This window comes from Flavobacterium sp. KACC 22761, from assembly GCF_034058155.1.
In the GTDB taxonomy this organism is placed as follows: domain Bacteria; phylum Bacteroidota; class Bacteroidia; order Flavobacteriales; family Flavobacteriaceae; genus Flavobacterium.
Genome location: NZ_CP139148.1, coordinates 1830059 through 1853238, shown reverse-complemented (window position 1 = coordinate 1853238; position 23180 = coordinate 1830059). Strand labels below are relative to the sequence as shown.

The 23180-nt window shown below is 34.7% G+C and carries 19 protein-coding genes; 10 read left to right on the top strand and 9 right to left on the bottom strand.

All coding sequences use genetic code 11. From position 1 onward, the window contains the following. Positions 1-24 precede the first annotated feature (24 nt). The 6 genes from SCB73_RS08105 to SCB73_RS08080 form a co-directional block, all read right to left on the bottom strand. Positions 25-1275, bottom strand: coding sequence for a TCR/Tet family MFS transporter (locus tag SCB73_RS08105; protein ID WP_320569549.1), 1251 nt, complete (start codon positions 1273-1275; stop codon positions 25-27). 351 nt (positions 1276-1626) lie between these two features. After that, positions 1627-4803: an efflux RND transporter permease subunit gene (locus SCB73_RS08100; RefSeq protein ID WP_320569548.1), complete on the bottom strand. Its 3177-nt coding sequence runs from the start codon at positions 4801-4803 to the stop codon at positions 1627-1629. Positions 4804-4892: 89 nt separating this feature from the next. Continuing rightward, complete coding sequence (locus tag SCB73_RS08095) at positions 4893-5960, bottom strand: efflux RND transporter periplasmic adaptor subunit (RefSeq protein WP_320569547.1); 1068 nt, start codon at positions 5958-5960, stop codon at positions 4893-4895. 9 nt (positions 5961-5969) lie between these two features. Continuing rightward, on the bottom strand, positions 5970-7301 hold the full coding sequence (locus tag SCB73_RS08090) for a TolC family protein (RefSeq protein ID WP_320569546.1): 1332 nt from the start codon (positions 7299-7301) through the stop codon (positions 5970-5972). Positions 7302-7318: 17 nt separating this feature from the next. Further along, positions 7319-7918: a TetR/AcrR family transcriptional regulator gene (locus SCB73_RS08085; protein WP_320569545.1), complete on the bottom strand. Its 600-nt coding sequence runs from the start codon at positions 7916-7918 to the stop codon at positions 7319-7321. Positions 7919-8023: 105 nt separating this feature from the next. Continuing rightward, complete coding sequence (locus SCB73_RS08080; RefSeq protein WP_320569544.1) at positions 8024-8545, bottom strand: YceI family protein; 522 nt, start codon at positions 8543-8545, stop codon at positions 8024-8026. A gap of 260 nt (positions 8546-8805) precedes the next feature. Here SCB73_RS08080 and SCB73_RS08075 point away from each other — a divergent pair, with 260 nt between their 5' ends. The 3 genes from SCB73_RS08075 to SCB73_RS08065 are packed head-to-tail and all read left to right on the top strand — an operon-like array spanning position 8806 to position 10929. Further along, positions 8806-9780 carry a polyprenyl synthetase family protein gene (locus SCB73_RS08075; protein WP_320569543.1) on the top strand — a complete coding sequence of 325 codons (975 nt, stop codon included), beginning with the start codon at positions 8806-8808 and terminating at the stop codon, positions 9778-9780. A gap of 13 nt (positions 9781-9793) precedes the next feature. Further along, a complete protein-coding gene (locus tag SCB73_RS08070) occupies positions 9794-10561 on the top strand; it encodes a hypothetical protein (protein WP_320569542.1) in 768 nt (255 codons plus the stop codon). 14 nt (positions 10562-10575) lie between these two features. Then, entirely contained in the window at positions 10576-10929 is a 354-nt protein-coding gene (locus tag SCB73_RS08065; protein ID WP_320569541.1) for a hypothetical protein, read from the top strand. A 13-nt stretch (positions 10930-10942) separates the two neighbouring features. Here SCB73_RS08065 and SCB73_RS08060 read toward each other — a convergent pair whose 3' ends face one another. Beyond that, entirely contained in the window at positions 10943-11410 is a 468-nt protein-coding gene (locus tag SCB73_RS08060; RefSeq protein WP_320569540.1) for a hypothetical protein, read from the bottom strand. Between the two features lie 162 nt (positions 11411-11572). Then, on the bottom strand, positions 11573-12124 hold the full coding sequence (locus SCB73_RS08055; RefSeq protein ID WP_320569539.1) for a hypothetical protein: 552 nt from the start codon (positions 12122-12124) through the stop codon (positions 11573-11575). Positions 12125-12241: 117 nt separating this feature from the next. Between SCB73_RS08055 and SCB73_RS08050 the strand changes: the two genes are divergently transcribed. The 7 genes from SCB73_RS08050 (at position 12242) to SCB73_RS08020 (ending at position 22601) form a co-directional block, all read left to right on the top strand. After that, positions 12242-15016 carry a 2-oxoglutarate dehydrogenase E1 component gene (locus tag SCB73_RS08050; protein WP_320569538.1) on the top strand — a complete coding sequence of 925 codons (2775 nt, stop codon included), beginning with the start codon at positions 12242-12244 and terminating at the stop codon, positions 15014-15016. 97 nt (positions 15017-15113) lie between these two features. Beyond that, positions 15114-16361, top strand: coding sequence for a 2-oxoglutarate dehydrogenase complex dihydrolipoyllysine-residue succinyltransferase (odhB, locus tag SCB73_RS08045; RefSeq protein WP_320569537.1), 1248 nt, complete (start codon positions 15114-15116; stop codon positions 16359-16361). A 217-nt stretch (positions 16362-16578) separates the two neighbouring features. Beyond that, positions 16579-19029: a TonB-dependent receptor gene (locus tag SCB73_RS08040; protein ID WP_320569536.1), complete on the top strand. Its 2451-nt coding sequence runs from the start codon at positions 16579-16581 to the stop codon at positions 19027-19029. Between the two features lie 63 nt (positions 19030-19092). Then, positions 19093-19425, top strand: a complete 333-nt coding sequence (locus SCB73_RS08035; protein WP_320569535.1) for a hypothetical protein — start codon at positions 19093-19095, stop codon at positions 19423-19425. Between the two features lie 17 nt (positions 19426-19442). After that, entirely contained in the window at positions 19443-19745 is a 303-nt protein-coding gene (locus SCB73_RS08030; RefSeq protein ID WP_320569534.1) for a hypothetical protein, read from the top strand. Positions 19746-19748: 3 nt separating this feature from the next. After that, entirely contained in the window at positions 19749-21299 is a 1551-nt protein-coding gene (locus tag SCB73_RS08025) for a PepSY-associated TM helix domain-containing protein (RefSeq protein ID WP_320569533.1), read from the top strand. A gap of 174 nt (positions 21300-21473) precedes the next feature. Next, positions 21474-22601 (top strand): PepSY-associated TM helix domain-containing protein, encoded by a 1128-nt coding sequence (locus SCB73_RS08020; RefSeq protein WP_320569532.1) that lies wholly within the window; start codon positions 21474-21476, stop codon positions 22599-22601. A 37-nt stretch (positions 22602-22638) separates the two neighbouring features. Here the strand turns inward: SCB73_RS08020 and SCB73_RS08015 are convergent, their stop codons facing one another. Continuing rightward, positions 22639-22986, bottom strand: coding sequence for a toxin-antitoxin system YwqK family antitoxin (locus SCB73_RS08015; protein ID WP_320569531.1), 348 nt, complete (start codon positions 22984-22986; stop codon positions 22639-22641). Positions 22987-23180 lie beyond the last annotated feature (194 nt).

The window sequence follows — 23180 nt, the reverse complement described above, 5'->3', positions numbered from 1 at the left end:
TATGTAATGAAGGCTTTTTCGTTTTTATTCGATTTCTTGTTGACTGATTTCTGTTTTTGGAACCGAATGTTTTTTCAATGAAAAATAAGCAACAACAGTACTCAGCAGCATTAAAAATCCGCCCAAAATAAAGGGCGCTCCTGCAAATTTAAATGGCGCATCACTATGAGTGAAAAAGTAAAAAGTATTGGCCATCATTGGCGGACCAATTATGGAAGAAGCACTCATTAAACTGGTCAAAGTTCCTTGAATTTCGCCTTGTTCGCTTGGCAATACTTTACTGGCTACAACTGATTGCAAAGCCGGCCCAGCAATTCCGCCAAGGCAATACGGAATCAAAAACACAAACATCATCCAGCTTTCTGTTGCAAAAGCAAATAATAACATTCCGACTGTATATAATCCCAAACCAACATAAATACTTTTCTCGTTTCCTAATTTCGGATTAATAAAACGGATTAATCCGCCTTGCACTACTCCAACCAAAAGTCCGATGATTCCTAATGAAATTCCGATCATTCTTTCATTCCAATTGAATTGATAAATGGTAAAGAAACTCCAATTGCTCTGAACCGCATGCGAACCCACATATAAAAGGAATATTGCTGAAATCAACCCAATTAATTCTGGATGTTTTTTCAAGCCTAAAATCGCACCAACTGGATTTGCACGTTTCCAATCAAAAGGTCTTCGGTTCTCTTTTTTAAGAGATTCTGGCAAAATAAAAAATCCGTAAAGGAAATTGACCATACACAAAATCGCTGCTGCGTAAAAAGGAACCCGTGATCCGTATTGTCCTAATAAACCTCCAATAACAGGTCCGATGATAAATCCTAATCCGAAAGCGGCACCAATTAATCCAAAGTTTTTTGCTCTGTTTTCGGCCGTGCTGACATCGGCAATATAGGCAGAAGCTGTTGTGATGCTCGCACCGGTAATTCCAGCAATAATTCTTCCGATAAAAAGCCAAATAATCGTTGGTGAAAATGCCAACAAAAGATAATCTAATGAAAATCCGAAAAGCGAAATCAAGATAATAGGTCTTCTTCCGAATTTATCACTCAAATTTCCAATTACTGGTGCAAAGACAAATTGTGTTATTGCATACGCAAAAGTCAGCCAGCCGCCAATTTTTGCCGCTTCGCTGATATCTCCGTGAATCAATTCTTCGATTAATTTTGGAACAACCGGAATAATAATTCCCCAGCCCGTAATGTCAATCAACATGGTTATGAAAATGAAACCAATCGCAGCCGATTTATCTTTTTGTAGCATAATAATTTTTGTAAGGTGATACAAATAAACAGATTTTTAAATAAACTATCTATAATTTTTTTACGCAGATTTTAAACAGATTTAAGCAGATAAACGCAGATTTATTCTAATTAAATCTGCTGAAATATCTATCTCTTTTGCTCAACATAGCCCGTGGTTGAAACCACAGGCTATCTTTAATTAAACGAAAATCTTTTTTAAATCTGCTTAAATCTGTAAAATCTGCGTGAAACATTTTTTTTCTTAATTCCTAAAATCAATAAAAAAATCCCAAACTCCTTCATATTGGAATTTGGGATTTTTAGTTTTGAAATTTCCTAATTGGAACTTTCGTCTAAAATTAAATCAAAATTAATGGGTATGTTTCGGATTAAAACCGTCTTCGCTTAATTCTGTTGGCGTATAATCAGCCACCATTTCAGCTTCGTAGTCGATTTTTTCTCCTTTAGAGAATTTCTGAATCAATTTCTCCATGATATTATAAATTACAGGAACCACAATCAAGGTCAAGAATAAAGAAGAGATCAAACCTCCAATAATTACCCAAGCCAATCCGTTTTTCCATTCAGCTCCCGCTCCTTTTGCCAATGCAATTGGGAACATACCGAATACCATCGCAATTGTTGTCATCAAGATTGGACGCAAACGAGCGTGGTTCGCCTGAATTAGCGCATTTCTGATAGATTCTCCTGCTGCTCTTCTTTGGTTCGTATAATCGACAAGCATGATCGCATTCTTACACACCAGACCAATCAACATGATGATACCTAAAATGGTAAAGATATTCAATGAATTATTTGTCAATGCCAGCGCTAACATCGCTCCGATAAACGAAAGCGGAATTGCAAACAATACTACGAATGGATGCGCGAAACTGTCATACAAACTCACCATTACAAGGTAAACCAAAATAATAGCGGCTAATAAAGCGATTCCTAAAGTACCAAATCCTTCAGATTGGTTCTCTTGATCACCACCCCAAATGTAGTTTACTCCAGCTGGTTTTTTCAATTTATCTAATTTAACCTGCCATTGCTGAACGATTGTTCCCGATGGAACCCCAACGTTTTGTCCTTTTACAGTTACAGACGCCGATTTATCTCTACGCTCTAACTGGCTAGGTCCAGAACCTTCAGTAATATCTGCAAATTGCGACAATTTAATTTGCTGACCTGCATTATTAATGAAAATCAAATTACTAACGTCGGTAATACTTTTTCTGTCAAAAGCATTATATCTGATATTGATATCGTATTCGTATTCACCAGCTCTATATTTACCGTCAGTATTACCACTAAAAGCAGTTTGCATGGTTAAACCAACTGTTTGAAGCGTCAAACCTAAAGCAGCCATTTTATCACGATCTACTTTTACGTTGATTTCAGGATTTCCGTCTTCAACCGTTAATTTGATCTCAGTTGTTCCAGGAATTGTACGTAATTCTGCTTCAGCTTGTTTCGCAAAAGCCATTGCCGCTTCTGTAGATGGACCTGTTACAATTAATCCTAAAGTTGCATCTTCAGCAGTACCCAAGATACCAACCGGAACTGTTTTTACTTTTGCTCCAACTAATACTTTTTCAAGTTTACGTTTGATTTTTGCAGCATAAACATTCGCATCATCTGTACGGTCTTTTTGCTCGATCATTTTTACGTCGATCTCTGCTTTGTAAGCCGTAGCCTGAGATGCTCCAAAACCTTCAGAAGTTTGTCCTACCGTTGTAATTTGGCTGTGAACATATTCCTGAGCTTTTAAGAAAGCTTCAGCTTTTTGTGTCATGAAGTTCGTTTGTTCTAACGAAGCATCTTTTGGCATTTCAATTTGAACCAAGAACTCTCCACTATCAGAAGAAGCAAAGAACTCTCCTCCAATGAAACCTCCGCCCATTAATCCAATGGTTGAAGCAAAGAAAAGTACAATTACAACAACAAAAGTTTTAATATAGTGATCTAAACACCAAGTCAATAAATGAGAAACCCAATCCGTGAAACGTGTTAAATAACTTTCGAAACCAAGGATGATTCTTCCAAATAAATTCTTTCCTTCAATATGCTCTAATTTCCCGAAACGAGAAGATAACCATGGAATAATAGTAAATGAAGCCAACAATGATAACATCGTTGAGATAATTACCGTAACACAGAACTGCGTAATGATATTAGAAACCAATCCAGAACTCATCGCAATTGGCAAGAATACTACAACAATTACCAATGTAATCGAAGTTACGGTTCCACCAATTTCAGCTGTTCCATCATAAGACGCTCGGATTCGGCTTTTACCCATTTCCATGTGCCTGTAAATATTCTCCAAAACCACAATCGCGTCATCCACAAGAATACCCACAACAAGAGATAAACCAAGTAAACTCATTAAGTTCAAAGTATATCCCATTAAATAAATTCCGATGAAAGTTGCAATTAACGATGCAGGAATCGAAACCATTACAATCAATGAGTTTCTAATACTGTGAAGGAAAAACAACATTACAAATGCTACCAGAATTACCGCAATCAATAAATCGTGAACAACAGAATCTGCTGCTTCAAGAGTAAAGATTGTACTGTCTTTTGCTACTTCTAATTTAAGTTGATTTACTTTATAATCTTTTTCAAGAGTTGCAATTGTTTTTAGTAATTGCTCACTTACTGCCACCGCATTTGCATCAGATTGTTTGATGATTTGCAGTACGATTGCACTTTTTTGATCTACACGTGATATTTTTTCAGCAATTTTCTGCGTATCCTGAACATCGGCAATATCACTTAAACGAATTTGAATTCCGTTTTGGGAAGAAACCACTAAGTTTCTTAATTCTTCAACACTTTTATATTTACCCGCTAAACGAATTAATATTTTTTGATCACGAGTCTGAATGTTTCCAGTTGGGAAATCTAAGTTTGAAGTCAAAATATTTTGCTGAACCTGAGGAATAGAAAGTCCGTAACCCTGCATTTTTACAGCGTCAAGATTCACCTGAATTTCACGCTCAGAACCACCAATAATGTTTACCTGCGCCACACCTTGTACACGAGATAAAATTGGAGCCACTTTTTTGTCAATTAAGTCATAAAAGGCCGCTTCGTCCATTTTACCATTGGCACCAAGTGTCATAATTGGTAAATCACTCAACGAGAATTTGGTTAAAGCCGGCGTTTTAACATCATCTGGCAAATCACTGATGATGGCGTTGATTTTACGCTGTGCATCGTTCAAAGAAAAATCGACTTTTGCGTTTGATGTCAGCGTAATCGAAACAATCGACAAACTTTCATACGACTTGGAGTCAATCTTTTTTACGTTCTCCAAAGACGCAATCGCATCTTCTATTTTTTTGGTCACTGTATTCTCTACCTCACTTGGAGAAGCTCCAGGATAAACAGTAGAAATTGTAATAACGTTTTGTTCAAATTTTGGGATCAGCTCATAGCCTAATTGGCTGTAACTGAACAATCCACCAAGAGTCAGAATTGTAAACAATACAATTACTAACGACGGACGTTTTATGGATATTTCGGCTAATTTCATATTTGTTGCTTTATGCTATAGGCTGTAAGCTATAGGCCTTAGGCTTTTTTAGGGCTTAAAACTTATTACTTAGGGCTTAAAGCCAATAATTATTTAATAATTTCTACTGTATTACCGTCTTGTAAGTTAATTTGACCTGTAGTAATTACCTTTTCCCCATCAGATAATCCGCTTAAAATTTCTACTTGATCTCCTAAGATTCTTCCAGCAACAACTTTTTTCAATTTTGCAACACCGTTTTCAGCTACAAAAATTTCGTTACTACTCACACTTCCAACAAATGCATTTCTAGGAACGACTGTTAGGCTTTGTTTTTGCTGTTTAGATGCAAAATTTGCTGTTCCGTACATACCTGCTTTTAAGTCGTTGTTTGAATTATTTGTAATTTCAATTTCAACTGGAAAGTTCAAACTAGCATCAGCTTTTGCAGCGATAAATGTAATTTTTCCTGGGAAAGTTTTATCAGGATAAACACTTGCAGTAACATTGATATTATCTCCTAATTTCAAGCTTGCTACTTGATTTTCGTTTACCGTAACTGTCAACTTTAATTTTGCAGTATTTACGATATCAAATAATGCAGTTGCAGGCATTCCTGTCAAGATAGAACCTGGCTCAATATACTTTTTATTGATAAATCCGTTGATTGGAGCTTTTACTTTTGTATCACCAACATTAATATTTGCCTGAGTTAAGTTTGACTGAGCATTTGTCAAAGCCAGTTTTGCCTGATCTAATTGTTGTTTTGTAACACCGCCAGTTTTAAAAGCATTTTCGTATCTCGCATAATCAGATTTTGCATTATTATAAACTGCTTGTGCTTGTTGGGCATTTACATTGATTATATCGCCTCTCATTGTCAATAAAGTCTGACCTACTCTTACGTAATCACCTTCTTTAGCCAAAACACTAATTACTTTTCCAGATTTTTCAGCAGAGAAAGTCAATTCCTGAGTTGGAGCAAAGTTTCCGTTAGCAACGAAATCTAATGAAACTACTTCTGTTTTTACTGGAGTAACTTTTACAGAAACAGCAGCATTTTTCTCGGCTACGATATCTGTTTTTTCCTTATTCTTTTTCTTATTGTTATTTAAAACATATCCTATCACACCCAAAGCTGCGATTATGATTACGATTGTTATAATAGTTTTCTTCATTGTAATTAGTTATTTAATAAGAGTTTTTAGTTCGCCTTTTGATTTGATTAATGCCACTTCGGCAATTTTATAATTTAAAACAGCTCTTGTGTAATTATTTTGAGCTTCCTGATGTGCATTTTCAGCATCCAATAAATCGGTTAAAGATGCTAAACCTTGCAGATAATTGTTTTTTGTATTGCTCAAAATTTCACGAGCCAAACGCATATTTTCTTGTTGGTTCTGGATGGTTACCATGTTGTTATCGATTTGCGCCATTGCATTTCTATAATCCAGATCAAGAGAAAGTTTAGTGTCTTTGATATCTTCCTGAAGTGATCTAATTTCTATATCGGCTTGTCTTACTTTAGCACGAGTTCCAAATCCTGTAAAAATTGGTACGTGTAAATTTAATCCGATAGCAGCGTAATCTGACCAATAAACGCCATCTGAAGGTTTTGCAAACCAAGGAAATTGTGGCCCTTGACCAATATAATTGTAACCAGCAGTTAACGAAAGTGTTGGGTAATATCCTGCTTCAACAGCTTTTTTATTGAATACCAAAAGTTCTTCTTGTTTTTTCAAAAGCAGATATTCTGTTCTGTTTTCTACATTTGGAACCTCAGTTAATGATGCAGGAACAGCCTCAAATTCTTCTTTTGGGATAATAATTTGAGTTTCAATTGGCATTCCCATATAAAACTTCAAAGCATTTTCTTGTAATTCAATTTGGTTTTTAACTTGTTGGCGATCTGTATCAATGTTTGACAATTTTACAATTATACGGTCTAAATCAATTTTCTTGGCTAAACCATTGTCAAATTGTCCTTTTACGATATCGTGAACTTTTGTTGTATTAAGATAAGTACTATCCAACAATTTTAATCTTTCACGCTGTACATAAACCGAATAATAGTTATTTGCTACTCTTTCAATAACTTGTTCCTCTGTTAATTGATCGTTGATTTGATAAAATTCACGAGTAGATTTTGCAGCTCTTAAACCTGTAAAGACAGATTGATCAAATATTGCCTGAGTCAATGAAAGTCCTGCGTTTGAAGTCCATTTTTGACCAAAAGCAGCCTGAATAGTAGTTCCTGGCTGACCAAAACCGGCTCCATCAATAACCGTTGTTTGAATTATTGGATTATGAGTTAAGTTTCCGTTTGCAGAAATTTGAGGCAGGGCTCTAGAACGTATTTCTTGAATTTTATATTCGCTATTTTCAACCTCTAATTTTGCCTTTTTAGCTTCAGCTTTATTTTGAAGCGCATAAACAAGCGCGTCTTTTAAGGTTAGTGTGACTTGCGCATTAGCCGAAAGGCCAAGAGAGCACAAAAGTATTACAATGATTTTTTTCATAAATTATATATTGACGATTAAGCGGTAAGTTTCTTAAGTTGTTTTTCTAATTCTTCTATTCCCTTTGGAGTTGCCATCGCTCTGGTGTGATATTCTAGTGCTTCTAATTCTATTCTTTGCGCTTCGCTTTCAGAAACAGTATTTTCGTTGATATGGAAAACCAGAGTGTAGTAAAATTTAACGTAAACCTCTACATTTAAATCACTTCTGTAAAGGCCTTCGCGAATTCCTTTTTCGATATTATCTCTAAAACATTGCGTGCACTGATCGATTTCAAAGGATAAAATGTTTTGATAGATCTCTGGATAATGTTTTTTTAATTGATAAATAGGCGACGTATCAATGTTGTTTTTAAACATATCACGAAACATTTCTCTAATCTCAAAATTCTCCTGAATCGCATTATAATTCTTTGCGATAATGGTATCCATGATTTCGTGAACCTGCCTGTGGACCATCGAAGTGCTTTCTTCGATTAAAACTTCCTTATTGCAGAAATATTTATAAATCGTTTTTTTTGAAATACACATCTCCCCTGCAATATCATCCATGGTGACACTTTTAAAACCGAGTTTCAAAAACAATTCACTAGCTTTTGATATAATTTTCTCTTTCATTTTGATTTTCATTGCATTACAAATATACTTAGGAAACTAAAATCAGAAAAATAGTTTCCGTTATATTTGTAATAATTTTACATTAACTTATTCATTATGTAGGAATTATATGCTAAATTCTAAATTTGCAATTAATTTAATATCTTTTCCAAGTGCTTCACCATTCTGATGATTGAAAGAATCATAATCAAGACCAAAATCCTGACGTTTAATATTTCCTTTAATCTCAAAAGCTACTTTTTTCTCTCCATTGTAAGTATTCATACCGATGAATTCAGCATCCAATTCAACCACTCTAGTCACATCTTTTATGGTTAGATCACCTTTAAAGAAGTTGATGTTATTGTTTACTCTTTGAAATGAAGTCGATTTAAAACTGATAATAGGATGCTCGTCTTCGTCAAAGAAATCCTGAAGCTGCAAATGCGAATCTATACGCTGGAAGCTTTCATTTTTATTGTTTATATCCAATGAAAACTCAACCGATGCGTCTTCAATTTCATTATCTTCAATATCCACATAACCTCCAAATTTATTGGTAATGCCTCCTAAATAGGCAATTTTAGAATGTCTCATTTTTATTAAAACATCTGATTGTGTCGAATCTAAAGTCCATGTTGTTTTCATAAATATCTGATTTTGAAAAACTTATAAATTATTTAAATTTTATACGGAAACTTTCACAGTGTCCAAAGTTTCCGTTTTGAGCTGCAAATATACACGGGAAACTCTGAATACCAAAAAAGTTTCCAAGTTTTTTGAAAAATAATTTTAAGAATCCAAAAATCACTGCGATTGCATCAAACAATAAAATCATAGTCGCATTTAATATAGATTATTCATAATTGAATTGTATCTTTGAGCCTCGAAAATCAGAATTTCATTTTATGCACGATATTAGTCAGTACCAAGATTTTTTTATTAGTTACTTAAAAAAACAAAGCATACAAAAAGAACCGAAGAACCTTTATGAGCCTATCGAATATATTTTAGGACTTGGCGGAAAACGCATGCGCCCGGTGCTTACTTTAATGGCTTCGGAGGTTTTTGATACTGATTATACGATCGCTCTACCGGCTGCAATGGCAGTAGAAGTTTTTCATAATTTCTCACTTGTTCACGATGACATTATGGATGATGCGCCTTTGCGAAGAGGCGAAGAAACAGTGCATGAAAAATGGAATATCAACACTGGAATTTTGTCTGGCGATGCCATGCTGATTCTCGCTTATCAATATTTTGAACAATACGAGCCAGCAGTTTTTAGAGATTTGGCCAAATTATTCAGCAAAACTGCACTTGAGGTTTGCGAAGGCCAACAGTGGGATGTTGATTTTGAAGAAAGAAACGATGTTACTATTCCGGAATATCTAAAAATGATCGAATACAAAACAGCCGTTTTAGTTGCCGCTGCAATGAAAATGGGTGCAATTGTAGCCAAAACGTCAGAAAAAGAAGCTGACTTAATTTATGATTTCGGATTGAATTTAGGATTGGCTTTTCAACTTCAAGATGATTACCTAGACGCTTTTGGAGATCCAGAAACTTTTGGGAAACAAGTTGGTGGCGATATTATCGAAAACAAAAAAACCTATTTATATTTAAAAGCCTTAGAATTTTCAACTCCTGAAAAAGCAACCGAATTACAAAAATTATTCACTTCGCAATTGGATGAAAATTCAGAAAAAATCGAGACTGCAAAAGCTATTTTTAACGAATCAGGCGCTTCAAAAGCAACGCAAGATGCAATAGAAATGTACACTTTTAAAGCTTTTGAAACTTTAGAAAAAATGGATATTAATGCTGAAAAGAAAAATATCCTGAGAACGTTTGGAGAAAACTTAATGGGTCGAAAAGTTTAATATTGAGCACTTTATGAACCAAATCATTAATGCTCTCTTTTTTGATGACAGAAATTACGATGCCAAAAAACAATTGTTTTTTGCTGTCTTTTTCCCTTTTTTCACACTTTTAGCATTAGGAATTGACAGCGTCTATTTTAGCACACACTTTTTCGACGGTCAACACATTACCACCATTTTAACAATCATCTATTTCTCATTTTTCTTTTGGTTTTCTGATTCTCAGTTAAGAAAATTAATGTTTGTGATGGTGCTTTTGTCTTATCTTGGAGAAGTTATTTTCTGCTCGTTGCTCGAAATGTACAATTACAAAACCGAATTTATTCCGTTTTATGTTCCTTTTGGACATGCAATTGTTTTTGCTTCGGGCTATATTTATGCAAATACAAAATGGGCGTACAACAACGAAAAAGCCTTTAGAATATATTTTACAATTGGATTTTCGCTCTTGTTTTTATACGTCGGTTTCTTTCTAAACGATATTTTTTCGCTTATTTTTGGAGTCTTTTTCTTTTTGCTTTTAAAGCGAAAAAAATGGCAGAATCTGTACTATTTTATAGCAGTTTGTGTTATATTTATCGAACTGGCTGGAACCTTTTTTAAATGCTGGAAATGGGCACCAAAAACGTTGAGTTTAATCCCAACAGCGAACCCGCCAATGGGAGCGGTTTTTATATACGCAGGCGGCGACATACTGCTAGCAAAAATTGTTGATCTCTGGAAATCAAAAACAGACAATAAACGCATTAATGTTGCTATTGAATCTGAGAATTATCATTAATAATTTCTAAAATTATGTATGTTTCACCTTTAAATACCGAATTACTATTCGAAGAAGCTCAAAAGGAATCTTTATACTTAAATTTAATTGAGCAGATCAACAAGGATTTTAATTTGGCAAATGAAGGAATCGATTTTCCATTAAGCATTTCCCCCGAAGAATTAAAGATTCAGCTTCACGAAAAAATCTACCGAATGATTCAGTACAAATTTGCTGAATATCTCAACCTTTTATACATAATCGACGTTCCAGAAAACGACATCAAACAGCTCGATGGCTCAGATTTAGCCATTCTAGCTGAACAAGTTTCTTTCTTGATTTTAAAAAGAGAATGGCAGAAAGTTTGGTTTCGGAATTATTACAAGTAAAGATGCTAAGATTCTAAGTTTTTTTCTCATTGGGACGAACAATATTATGCAATTTCTCTAATTCCTCAAAAAGCCCAAAATATTGCGTATCAATTTTACTTCCTATAATCTGGAAACGACCACATTTAAAACAAATCTTTGCGATTCCAACCGTTTTTTCCTTCTTCTTAAAAATAAAAATATCCCTATATTCTGGAACACATGCGTATGCACTCATTTGTAAAGAGTCTTTTTCACTGAATATATTTTCAATTTCTTTTTGCTGTTTAATTGTAAGATCAGATTTCTTATAATTATGACTTAGCAAAATTTCTTCAAAATCTTTTTTAGGAATACTATCAGGAAAATAACCTGCAAACAAACCTTCAAGCTCTTGTTGTTTTTTTGATCTTTTACTTTTTCCTGTAAAATCAATTACATTTTCAAGAGTGTAATTTCCAAAATAATGATCGATTTCATCAGAATCAAAAAAAGGTCGCAATTCTTTTTTTGCAATCTTTTCAGCAGTATGTTTTGATTTCTAGGTATTATTACAACTCAAAGTAATAATTACAATTATTATAGAAATATATTTTTTCACATTTTCACATTTAAAAACTTAGAATCTTAGCATCTCAGTCCCGATAGCTATCGGGATAGCATCTTAGAAATAAACTCTCACAAAAGGCATAAATCCAGATCCGTAAAGGCTTTTGTTTGGATTATATAAAACATCGTAACGCGCACCGATGGTAACATTATTTGTTCTATACCCTGCTCCCAGATATAATGCAGTATTCCAATAGCTATCTGAATAAGATGGGAAATTATAGGTAGCTTCATATTGGGTATCTACTCTCACTTGTTCCAATTCAGCAGATAACTGAATTTCTGGAATTGGATTTACCAATCCAATAAGACTTCCTCCCCAAACAAAAGATTCATAATAATTTTTCTGATATAAATAACCAAATTGCAGTCCAGCACCGACTGAAACTATAGGATTGATGTTGTAAATCGCACTCGGCATAACCGAAATATTGGTATAACCTGAACCAAAACCCAATCCAAGTCCGCCGCCAAATTGCACTTTTTCCCAAAAGTGATTGCTATTGTCTATAACATAATTTTGCTGCGCTTTAACATTGGTTAAAAATAAAACTGCCAAAATCACAAAAAAAGAATTGAAAACGATTGAAATTTGATTTTTATTCATAGTTAACGTTTATTTTAACAAATTTTTACGTAAAAGTACGTAAAAAAAAGATTTAAATAAATGTGATTGTTGTACTTTTGCCTTTCTATATAACAAAAAAGTATATTCACTCATATTATGGATAGGTTTTCATTTTTAAACGCAGCGCATACCGAGTTTTTTGCACAATTATACGATCAATATTTAGTTAACCCAGACAGCGTTGAGCCTAGCTGGAGAAGTTTTTTCCAAGGTTTTGACTTTGGAATGACAACTTATAATGACGAAAATCCTGTGCAAACAATTGTTGAGTACGTGACAAGCGACAACACAGATTACAGTCAGGTTTCAGAAAAACTAAAGAAAGAATTCAACGTTTTAAAATTAATTGACGGATACCGTACGCGCGGGCATTTATTCACGAAAACAAATCCTGTTCGTGACCGCAGACAATCTTCGCCAACTTTAGACATCGAAAACTTCGGTTTATCGTCAGCTGATCTTTCAACAGTTTTTGATGCTGCTCAGACAATCGGAATGGCACCTTCTTCTCTACAAGATATCGTAAACCGTTTAAAAGCTATTTACTGCCAACATATTGGTATTGAATATATGTATATCAGAAATCCTGGCGTTGTAAAATGGATTCAAGACAAGTTAGCTGTAAATGTTAATCAGCCTACTTTTTCTACTGAAGAAAAGAAAACAATCTTAAATAAATTAAACGAAGCTGTTTCTTTTGAAAACTTTCTTCACACTAAATATGTGGGACAAAAACGTTTCTCATTAGAAGGTGGAGAATCGATCATTCCAGCTTTAGATGCTTTGATCGAACAAGCTGCTGAAAAAGGTGTTGAACAATTCGTAATGGGAATGGCGCACCGTGGTCGTTTGAACGTTTTGGCAAACATCTTCGGAAAATCAACTCAAGATATCTTTGGTGAGTTTGACGGTAAAGATTACGATCAAGAATATTTTGACGGTGACGTAAAATACCATTTAGGTCTTACTGCTGACAGAAAAACGAGATCTGGAAAAAGCATCAACATCAATTTGGCACCAAACCCTTCTCACTTAGAAACAGTTGGAGCTGTAATTGAAGGTATCACAAGAGCGAAACAAGACAAATATTATGCTGATGATTTCTCTAAAGTATTGCCAATCGCGGTACACGGAGATGCTGCAATTGCAGGTCAAGGTATTTTATATGAAATTATTCAAATGGCGCAACTTGATGGCTACAAAACTGGAGGAACAATCCACATTGTAATCAACAACCAAGTTGGATTTACGACTAACTATTTAGACGCTCGTTCATCAACTTATTGTACAGACGTTGCTAAAGTAACTTTATCTCCAGTATTGCATGTAAATGCTGACGATGCTGAGGCTGTTGTTCACGCTGTATCTTTTGCATTAGACTACAGAATGCAGTTTGGACGTGACGTATTTATCGACTTATTAGGATATAGAAAATACGGTCACAACGAAGGTGATGAACCTCGTTTCACGCAACCCGTTTTATACAAAATCATCGCTAAACACAAAAACCCAAGAGACATTTATGCTGAGAAATTACTTTCTGACGGTGTAATTGATGCTTCTTATGTGAATGGCTTAGAAAAACAATACAAATCTAAATTAGAAGAAAACTTAGAAGCTTCTCGTAAAAAAGATTTGACGATCATTACGCCATTCATGAAAAACGAATGGGAAGGATTTGTTCAGGTAACTGATACACAAATGCTTCAAAAAGTAGATACTACTTTTGACAAAAAAGGTTTGGATTCTATCATCAACACGATCTCAACGTTGCCAGCTGATAAAAAATTCATCAGCAAAATAACCAAAATCGTTACCGATAGAAAAACTGGATACGACAACAATACAGTTGATTGGGGAACTGCAGAAGCACTAGCTTACGGTTCACTTTTAACTGAAGGATTTGATGTTCGTATTTCTGGACAAGACGTAGAAAGAGGAACTTTCTCGCACCGTCATGCTGTAGTTAAAGTAGAAGATTCTGAAGAAGAAGTAATCTTATTAAACGGTATTGAGAACAAAAAAGGAAGATTTGGCGTTTTCAACTCGCTTTTATCTGAATATGGTGTTCTTGGTTTTGATTACGGATATGCTTTAGCAAATCCAAAAGCCTTAACCATCTGGGAAGCACAATTTGGAGATTTCTCTAATGGTGCTCAAATTATGATTGACCAATATATTTCTTGTGGAGAAGACAAATGGAACAACCAAAATGGTATTGTTTTATTATTGCCACACGGATATGAAGGACAAGGTGCAGAACACTCTTCTGCAAGAATGGAGCGTTACTTACAACTTTGCGCAAGACATAATATGTATGTCGCAGATTGTACAACGCCAGCTAACTTCTTCCACTTGTTGAGAAGACAAATGAAAACGAATTTCCGTAAACCATTGGTTGTTTTCTCTCCAAAAAGTTTATTGCGTGATCCAAGATGTGTATCTACAGTGGATGAAATCGCAAACGGAAGTTTCCAAGAAACCATTGATGACAATGCAATAGATAAAAAGAAAGTAAAAACTTTAGTTTTCTGTACAGGTAAATTCTACTATGATATCGTGGCTGAAAGAGAAAACAACGGAAGAAATGACGTTGCAGTGGTTCGTATCGAGCAATTATTCCCTTTCCCAGTTGAGCAGATTAAAGAAATCATCGCTAAATATCCAAATGCAGATGATTATGTTTGGGCACAAGAAGAGCCTAAAAACATGGGAGCTTACAGCTTTATGTTAATGAACTTTGATCTTGTAAAATGGAGATTGGCTTCATTAAAAGCATATTCTGCTCCTGCATCAGGAAGTTACACACGTGCAAAACGCCGTCACGCAGATGCAATTAGAATGGTATTCGATAAAAATTTATTTAGATAATTAAAAAAATTATTTCAAGTTTCATGTTCCATGTTTCAAGTTTAACAAACTGAAACTTGAAACATGAAACCATAAAAACCTTAAACAAAGAAATAAGATGATTTTAGAAATGAAAGTCCCATCACCAGGGGAATCAATAAAAGAAGTTGAAATTGCAACTTGGTTAGTAAAAGACGGAGATTATGTAGAAAAAGATCAAGCGATTGCTGAAGTTGATTCAGACAAAGCTACTCTTGAATTGCCTGCTGAAATGAGTGGTGTAATTACACTAAAAGCTGAAGAAGGTGATACAGTAGCAGTAGGTGCTGTAGTTTGTTTAATTGATACTGATGCTGCAAAACCAGCAGGAAGCGCTCCAGCTGCACCAGCAGCAGAAGCACCAAAGGCTGAAGAACCAAAAGCAGAAGCTCCAAAGGCTGAAGCACCAAAAGCAGCTCCAGCTCCAGCAGCTACAAGTTATGCAGCGGGAACTCCATCTCCGGCAGCAAGAAAAATATTAGATGAAAAAAATATTGCTCCAGCATCAGTTTCTGGAACTGGTAAAGGCGGAAGAATCACTAAAGATGATGCTGTAAATGCAACAGCTGTAGCTTCAATGGGAACTCCAACTGGAGGAAACCGTGGAACTGAGCGCACAAAATTATCTATGTTGCGTCGTAAAGTTGCAGAAAGATTAGTTTCGGCTAAAAATGAAACTGCTATGCTTACTACTTTCAACGAAGTAAACATGACGCCAATCAACAATATTCGTAACGAATACAAAGATGCTTTCAAAGCTAAGCACGGTGGTTTAGGTTTAGGTTTCATGTCATTCTTTACAAAAGCGGTTACAAGAGCTTTACAATTATATCCAGATGTAAACTCTATGATCGACGGAGATTACAAAGTAGGATACGATTTCTGTGATATCTCTATCGCTGTTTCTGGACCAAAAGGATTAATGGTTCCTGTTGTTCGTAATGCTGAAAACTTAACTTTCCGTGGCATTGAAGCTGAAATCAAAAGATTAGCTTTAAGAGCTCGTGACGGTCAAATTACAGTTGACGACATGACTGGAGGAACTTTTACAATCACTAACGGTGGTGTTTTCGGAAGTATGTTATCTACTCCAATTATCAACCCTCCACAGTCAGGAATTTTAGGAATGCACAACATCATCGAGCGTCCGATTGCTGTAAACGGAAAAGTTGAAATCCACCCTATGATGTATGTTGCGCTTTCTTACGATCACAGAATCATCGACGGACGTGAGTCAGTTGGTTTCTTGGTTGCTGTTAAAGAAGCTTTAGAAAATCCATTAGAATTATTGATGAATGGCGACGCTAAACGTGCTTTAGAGTTGTAATTTTAAATAATTTTAGAAAATAATAAAAAGCCTGTTCATCAATTTGAACAGGCTTTTTTTGCTTAAGATTAGCTTAATTTTAGCTTAAGATGTTAATTTTTTGAAAAAATGTAAATTTTACCCTTTAAAAAAAATTTATTTAGAATAAATAAAAATAGCTTGTATAGTTGGGTTTCAACACTTAAATTTGCACTATTAAAATTAATTCTAAATAAAAATGAAATTAAAATTTACATTTTCTATCTTAATTTCTTGTTTTTTCTTATTGACATGCGCAACAATCTCTGCACAAGAAAAAGCAACTGTTAAAGGCAAAATATCTTTAAACAATAATGAATCTCCGGAAGGCATTTCGATCGCTTTAAAAGGCACTAGATTTGGAACAATCTCAGATGACCAAGGTAATTACAAAATCAAAAATGTTAAGGCAGGAAGCTATACACTAAAAGTTTCGGCTGTTGGTTACAACACAATCGAAAAAAAAATTACTGTTGCTGAAGGACAAGAATTAACTGAAAATTTAAATCTTATCTCAAATTCAGAAGAATTAACAGAAATCGTTGTTAATGGACGCAAAAATAGTTTTGTACGCAAAGACAACCAACAAGTTTCGAGATTGCCTCTTAAAAATCTTGAAAATCCACAAGTTTACACTACAATTACCGGAAGCGTTTTAAAAGAACAAGTAGTTACAACATTTGATGATGCATTAAAAAATGCGCCTGGCGTTACACAACTTTGGGCTTCAACAGGACGTGGAGGCGATGGTGCAAGTTACTACTCTTTAAGAGGATTCCCAGTTCAAGCTACAATTGTAAATGGGGTGCCAGGTTTGACAAACGGAAGTTTGGATCCTGCAAACATTGACAGAGTTGAAATCATCAAAGGCCCTTCTGGAACTTTATTTGGAAGCAGCTTAATTTCATACGGAGGATTAATCAATACTACAACAAAAAGACCTTACAAAGGATTTGGCGGAGATGTAAATTATACTGTTGGAAGCTATGGTTTAAATCGTGCAACTGTAGATCTTAACACCTCTCTTAACGATAAAAAAACACTTAATTTTAGAATTAATTCGGCTTACAACAAGCAAAATACTTTTCAAGATGCTGGTTTTAGAGAATCATTTTTTATCGCTCCATCATTATCTTACGAAGTAAATGATAAATTATCGTTCTTAGTAAATACAGAATTCATGACTAATGAAACAACAAATCCAACAATGTTGTTTTTAGACAGAGGAAATCCGTTAAGAGTTCGCAATATTGCCGAATTGAAATACGACAACAAACGTTCTTACACGAGCGACGAATTAACAATCAAAACACCTTCTTACAACATCCAGGCGCAAATGAACTATAAGCTTTCTAGCCAATGGACTTCGCAAACTATTTTTTCTACAAGTAATGCTAAGTCAACTGGAAATTACGCTTACTTATATGAAGGAACTGCTTATACTCCAATGAAACCTGGAGACGGAATTGTTTTAGGAAGATATTTTAATTACCAAGACAACAAAAACACCACTTTTGACGTACAACAAAACTTTATTGGTGATTTTAAAATCGGAAGCATGAGAAACAGACTTGTAGTTGGTTTAGATTACTACAACAGAGTTGGTCTTGATCGTGGTACAGGTTATTTTGCAAACGGATATGTTTATGTTGGAGATAATTTAGCAGCATTCAATGCCATTTTCGGACCATCAAATGGCGACACAGGAGATTTGACTAAAGCTGGATCTGACGCAATTGTTGGAAATGCTCCAAGAAACAACAACAAAACAAAACAAGAAGTTTACAGCGCTTATTTCTCTGATGTAATCAACTTTACTCCTGCTTTTTCTGCAATGGTAAGCTTACGTGCTGACCGTTTTATGAACACAGGAGATGTTTCTACAGATGCTGACGATTATAATCAAACTTCTTTCTCTCCAAAATTCGGATTAGTTTACCAACCTATTATTGACAAAGTATCTATTTTCGCCAATTACATGAATGGATTTTCAAATGTAGCGCCTAGCGAAAACGTAAATGGAACTGTGAGAACTCCAGTAACGTTTGATCCTGAACATGCTAACCAAATCGAATTTGGTACAAAATTGAATATTTTCAAAGATAAATTATACGCTACTTTAAGCTACTACGACATTAAAGTTTCGAATATGGCATACAGCGTAAGACCAAACGCAACTGATGTAACGAACTACCAAGACGGTGCACAGCACAACAAAGGTTTTGAAGCTGAATTTATCGCTAACCCAATTACAGGTTTAAACATTATTCTTGGCTATAGCTACAATGATGCTACTTTAACACAAGGAGATGCTGACTTTGTAGGATTCAGACCAGAAAGCGCCGGAGCCTACAACTTAGCAAACTTATGGGCTAGCTACAAATTTACTAGCGGAACACTAAGAGGATTTGGTTTAGGATTTGGTGGAAACTATGTTGGAGACAACAAGATCATGAACAGATCTGTTTCAGGAACATTTACAATTCCAGAATATACAGAACTTAACTCTTCTTTATTTTATAGTACAGAAAAATTTGCCATAACGCTTAAGTTAAACAACATCGCAAACAAAGAAATCTATGACGGATGGTCAACAATTCATCCAAAAGATCCTAGAACTTTCGCTGCAAGTTTCTCTTATAAGTTCTAATAAAAAATCAAGCACAAACACCTTTCTGAACAAACAGAAAGGTGTTTTTAAATTCCAAAAATTATGATAACAATTGCCAGCCTTGTCGTTTTTTTAGCTTTTTATACGCTTTATTACACTTCAAAAAGAGCCACTTTATCGTATGATTTAGGGTTTGAAAAATGGATGCAACGAAATCCAAAACAAACTAAAATTACAGGATTATTTTTATTGGCGACAGCCTATACAATGTGGCTTTTTACAAAGTCTTTAGGTTGTGGCACTTTAATGTTTTTCATTCAGCTGATGACTGTTGGAAGTCTTATCATTATTCTGACTCCATTAAAAAAAATAAACAGCAAAGCACTTCTAGCATTGCTTGTTTTTGTTGCCATTTTAGAATTCTACTATAACTAAACCACATTAAATAAAGCATGCCAGCAAATCCAAAATATTTAACTCCGGCTTTTTTGCCTCGTTTTCTCAAAATTACTGCGGCGATTTTAGGAGGTTACTTTGTATCTGTCACTTTTCATTTGGCTCTAGCTTCTTGGTTCAATCGTGCAGATGTATTGATTACAATGGCTTTCAGCGGATTCATTCTTTGGGTCGCATTAATGGTCGTCGCTTTTTTGGCTAAAAGTGGTTGGAAAATCTGGGGCATTTACATTCTTTTAACTCTTCTTTTTTGTCTTTTTATATACTTGGGTCAAACCTATAATCAAACGGCGCATTAATCTATGAACAACCGTCATTATAATATCTATTTTCATACACATACTGTCAGCGGAATTGTGATCAGCGTGGCGCTATTCGTAATTTTCTTTGCTGGATCTTTTTCTTTTTTTAGGGATGAAATCGTCAATTGGGAAAGAAGTGAATCTACAGCACAAACAAAAGAAATTCAGCTAGATTACAATGATGCCTTACAGCATTTGGACAAAAAATATGTTTTGCACGCAAGAAATATTACGATTTCTAAGCCATACCTAGAAAACCGAGTTGCTGTTTCGCTCGGAGGAACAAAAGACTCATTGGCTCCAAAAAAGCAACGTCTCGGCGATTATTTTTATCTGGACAACAAAAACTACAAATCCTATACGTACGAAGAAGCTTATTCTTTGGGAGAATTATTATATCGTTTGCATTTTTTTGCTCAAATTCCTTATCCTGTCGGTTATTACCTTTCGGGATTCACAGCTTTGTTTTTCTTATTCGCAATTGTAACGGGAGTTTTATTGCATTGGAAAAAAATCGTATCGAATTTTTACATGTTCCGTCCAAAAGAAAAATTAAAAACACTTTGGACAGATGCACACACAGCATTAGGAATGATCGGCCTTCCTTTTCAATTTGTTTACGCTGTTACGGGAGCCTTTTTTATGATTAAACTTTTGATCGTAGCACCGGCCGTGATGGCACTCTACGGAGGTGATCAAAACAAATTATATAAGGAACTTGAATACATAGATGCCGATTATAAATTTGAGAAAAAGAAACTGGCAAATCCTTTTAATATTAACGAACTTATAGCAAAAGCAAAAAACAATTGGGCCGATTTTGAAGTTACACGCGTGTACATCCAAAATTATGGTGATATCAATATGCATGTTTTAGTTGAAGGTGAAATGCTGAATCACAAAAAATTCACCGGAATCGGAAAAGTTCTTTATCGTGTTTCTGATGGAAAAATAATTGCCAAAAAAGATCCCGTTTCTCAAACCAGCTATCTTGATGTTGTGAAGAACGTTTTATACCGAATTCATTTTGGCGATTATGGCGGACATGCTCTAAAAATTATCAGCTTTATTTTGGGGATTATAACTTGCTTCGTCATTATTTCAGGCGTTATGATTTGGTTGGTTGCAAGACAAAAAAACAATCTTCCAGAAAAGAAAAGACGTTTCAACGCTGCAGTTGTTCGAATTTATTTGGCCATTTGTCTAAGCATGTATCCAATTACAGCTTTGGCATTTATTGGAAGCAAAATTTTCTATCCTTTAACGCAATCTGATTTGTTTAAAATTTATTTTGGCGGGTGGCTAATTCTGACTGTTTTCTTTATCATCAAAAAGAATGACGCTTTTACCAATAAATGCTGCCTGATTTCAGGAAGTATTTTAGGATTCTTAATTCCAATTACTAACGGAATTGTTTCTGGAAATTGGTTTTGGACTTCCTTCATGGAAAACAAAATTCAGGTTTTCTTTATAGATATTTTCTGGATTTTCCTAGCATCAATATCGCTCTATACTGCTTATCACTTAAAACCAAAACAAGCAGTTTCTTAAAAAAACTGAAAGGAGTTTCTCTCGCAGATTCCGCAGATTTAACAGATAATATTTAAAAAAAATCCGCCAAATCTGCGGAATCTGCGTGAGAAAAAAACTTTACCACAAACAAAATAATTAGAATTATTTGTCCCAAATGAATTTTGAGCATAATTTTACGCTTTTAATCAAAAAATGGGATTCAAAACGAAAATACGTTTTCTGCATAAATGGCTCGGATTAATTTCCGGGCTTATTGTTTTTGTAGTTTGCATTACGGGCTGCATTTTCTGTTTTCATGACGAAATAAAAGACATTACTCGAAAAGAATGGCGTTTGGTTGAACCTCAAAACAAGCCTTTCCTTCCTCCTTCTGCTTTGAAAGAAAAAGCAAAAGAAATTGTTCCGAAGAACAAAATCAGCATGGTCGCTTATTACGGAAAAAATCGGTCAGCTATTGTTTACACTTATTCCGATACTGAAAATTTATATCTCTATTTTAATCCGTACACAGGGCAATATTTAAAAACAGAAAATCCAAAAACCGATTTTTTCATCATCGTTGAATACATTCACTTGTATTTGCTTTTGCCCGATTATATTGGGAAACATATTATTGGTGGCGCAACAATCATTTTTATTTTATTGCTTATTTCTGGAATTATACAATGGTGGCCAAAACGAAAAAGCGATATTAAAAGAAGTTTTACCATTAAATGGAATGCCAAATGGCGCCGTGTAAATTATGACTGGCACAATACTTCTGGATTTTACATTGCATTGATTGCGCTGATTCTAGCAATTACAGGTTTAACTTTCACCTACGAATGGGTTGGCGATGGAATTTACAAAACCTTCAATTTTGGCGGAGATAAAGCGACGGAAACAAAAACACATACAATCTATACCACAAAATTCAAAACAAATTCTGTTGCTGCAATCGACAAAGCTTTTGCTCAAACTATAAAACTACAACCAAAAGCCGAAATGTTTTTTATAATGATTCCACAACAAAAAGGAGACATTGTGAGCACGGGTGCTTATCCTCATACGTTGCGCTATGATCAGCAGAGCAATTATTATTTTCATCCGTCAAGCGGAGAATTGATCAAGAGCCAAACTTTTGACAAAAAAACCTTGGGATTACAAGTAGTCGAAATGAATTATGGAATTCATACTGGTCAAGTTCTAGATTTGCCAGGAAAGATTATCGCTTTTACAGTCAGCTTGCTTGCTTCCGCTTTACCGGTTACAGGTTTTATAATCTGGTTTGGACGCAGTAAAAAATCGAAACATAAAAACATAAAAAAACCGTCTCGTTAAAAAACGGGACGGTTTTTTTATAATTTGTCGAAATCAATTAATTTCTGTTTGCTAAAGCATTTTTCTGTAAATTTTTCACTGAGCTAACTTTGCTGTCAACATAAGCTACTTCTTTTAGACCTTCTTCATTAAAGAAAATCCATTTTCCAGTTTTTACTCCGTCTGTGTATTCTCCAACGGCTTTTTTATTTCCTTTTTCGTCATAAGATACCCAAACACCATCTAACTTACCATCCTTAAAAAAGCCTTCTTGCTGCACATTTCCATTTTCATAGTAATAAGTAGCTTTTACCTTGTTTCCAACGGCTTCTAATTCAGGTTTTGCTTCCTGCGCAATTAACATTCCAGAGAACAATAACGCAGCTAAAATTACACTCTTTTTCATATCTGTAGGTATTAATGTTAAGAAATCTTTATCAAATATAGTTAATTGTTTACATTAAAAAAACTTTTGCTTAACAATTTGGTAACATTGCATAAAAACTTAACATTGGAAAATCTTCCAAAACAAAAAAACCAGCGCTGAGGCACTGGTTTTACTGGTATTTCATGAAAATCAGAATATTACGATAACGTTCT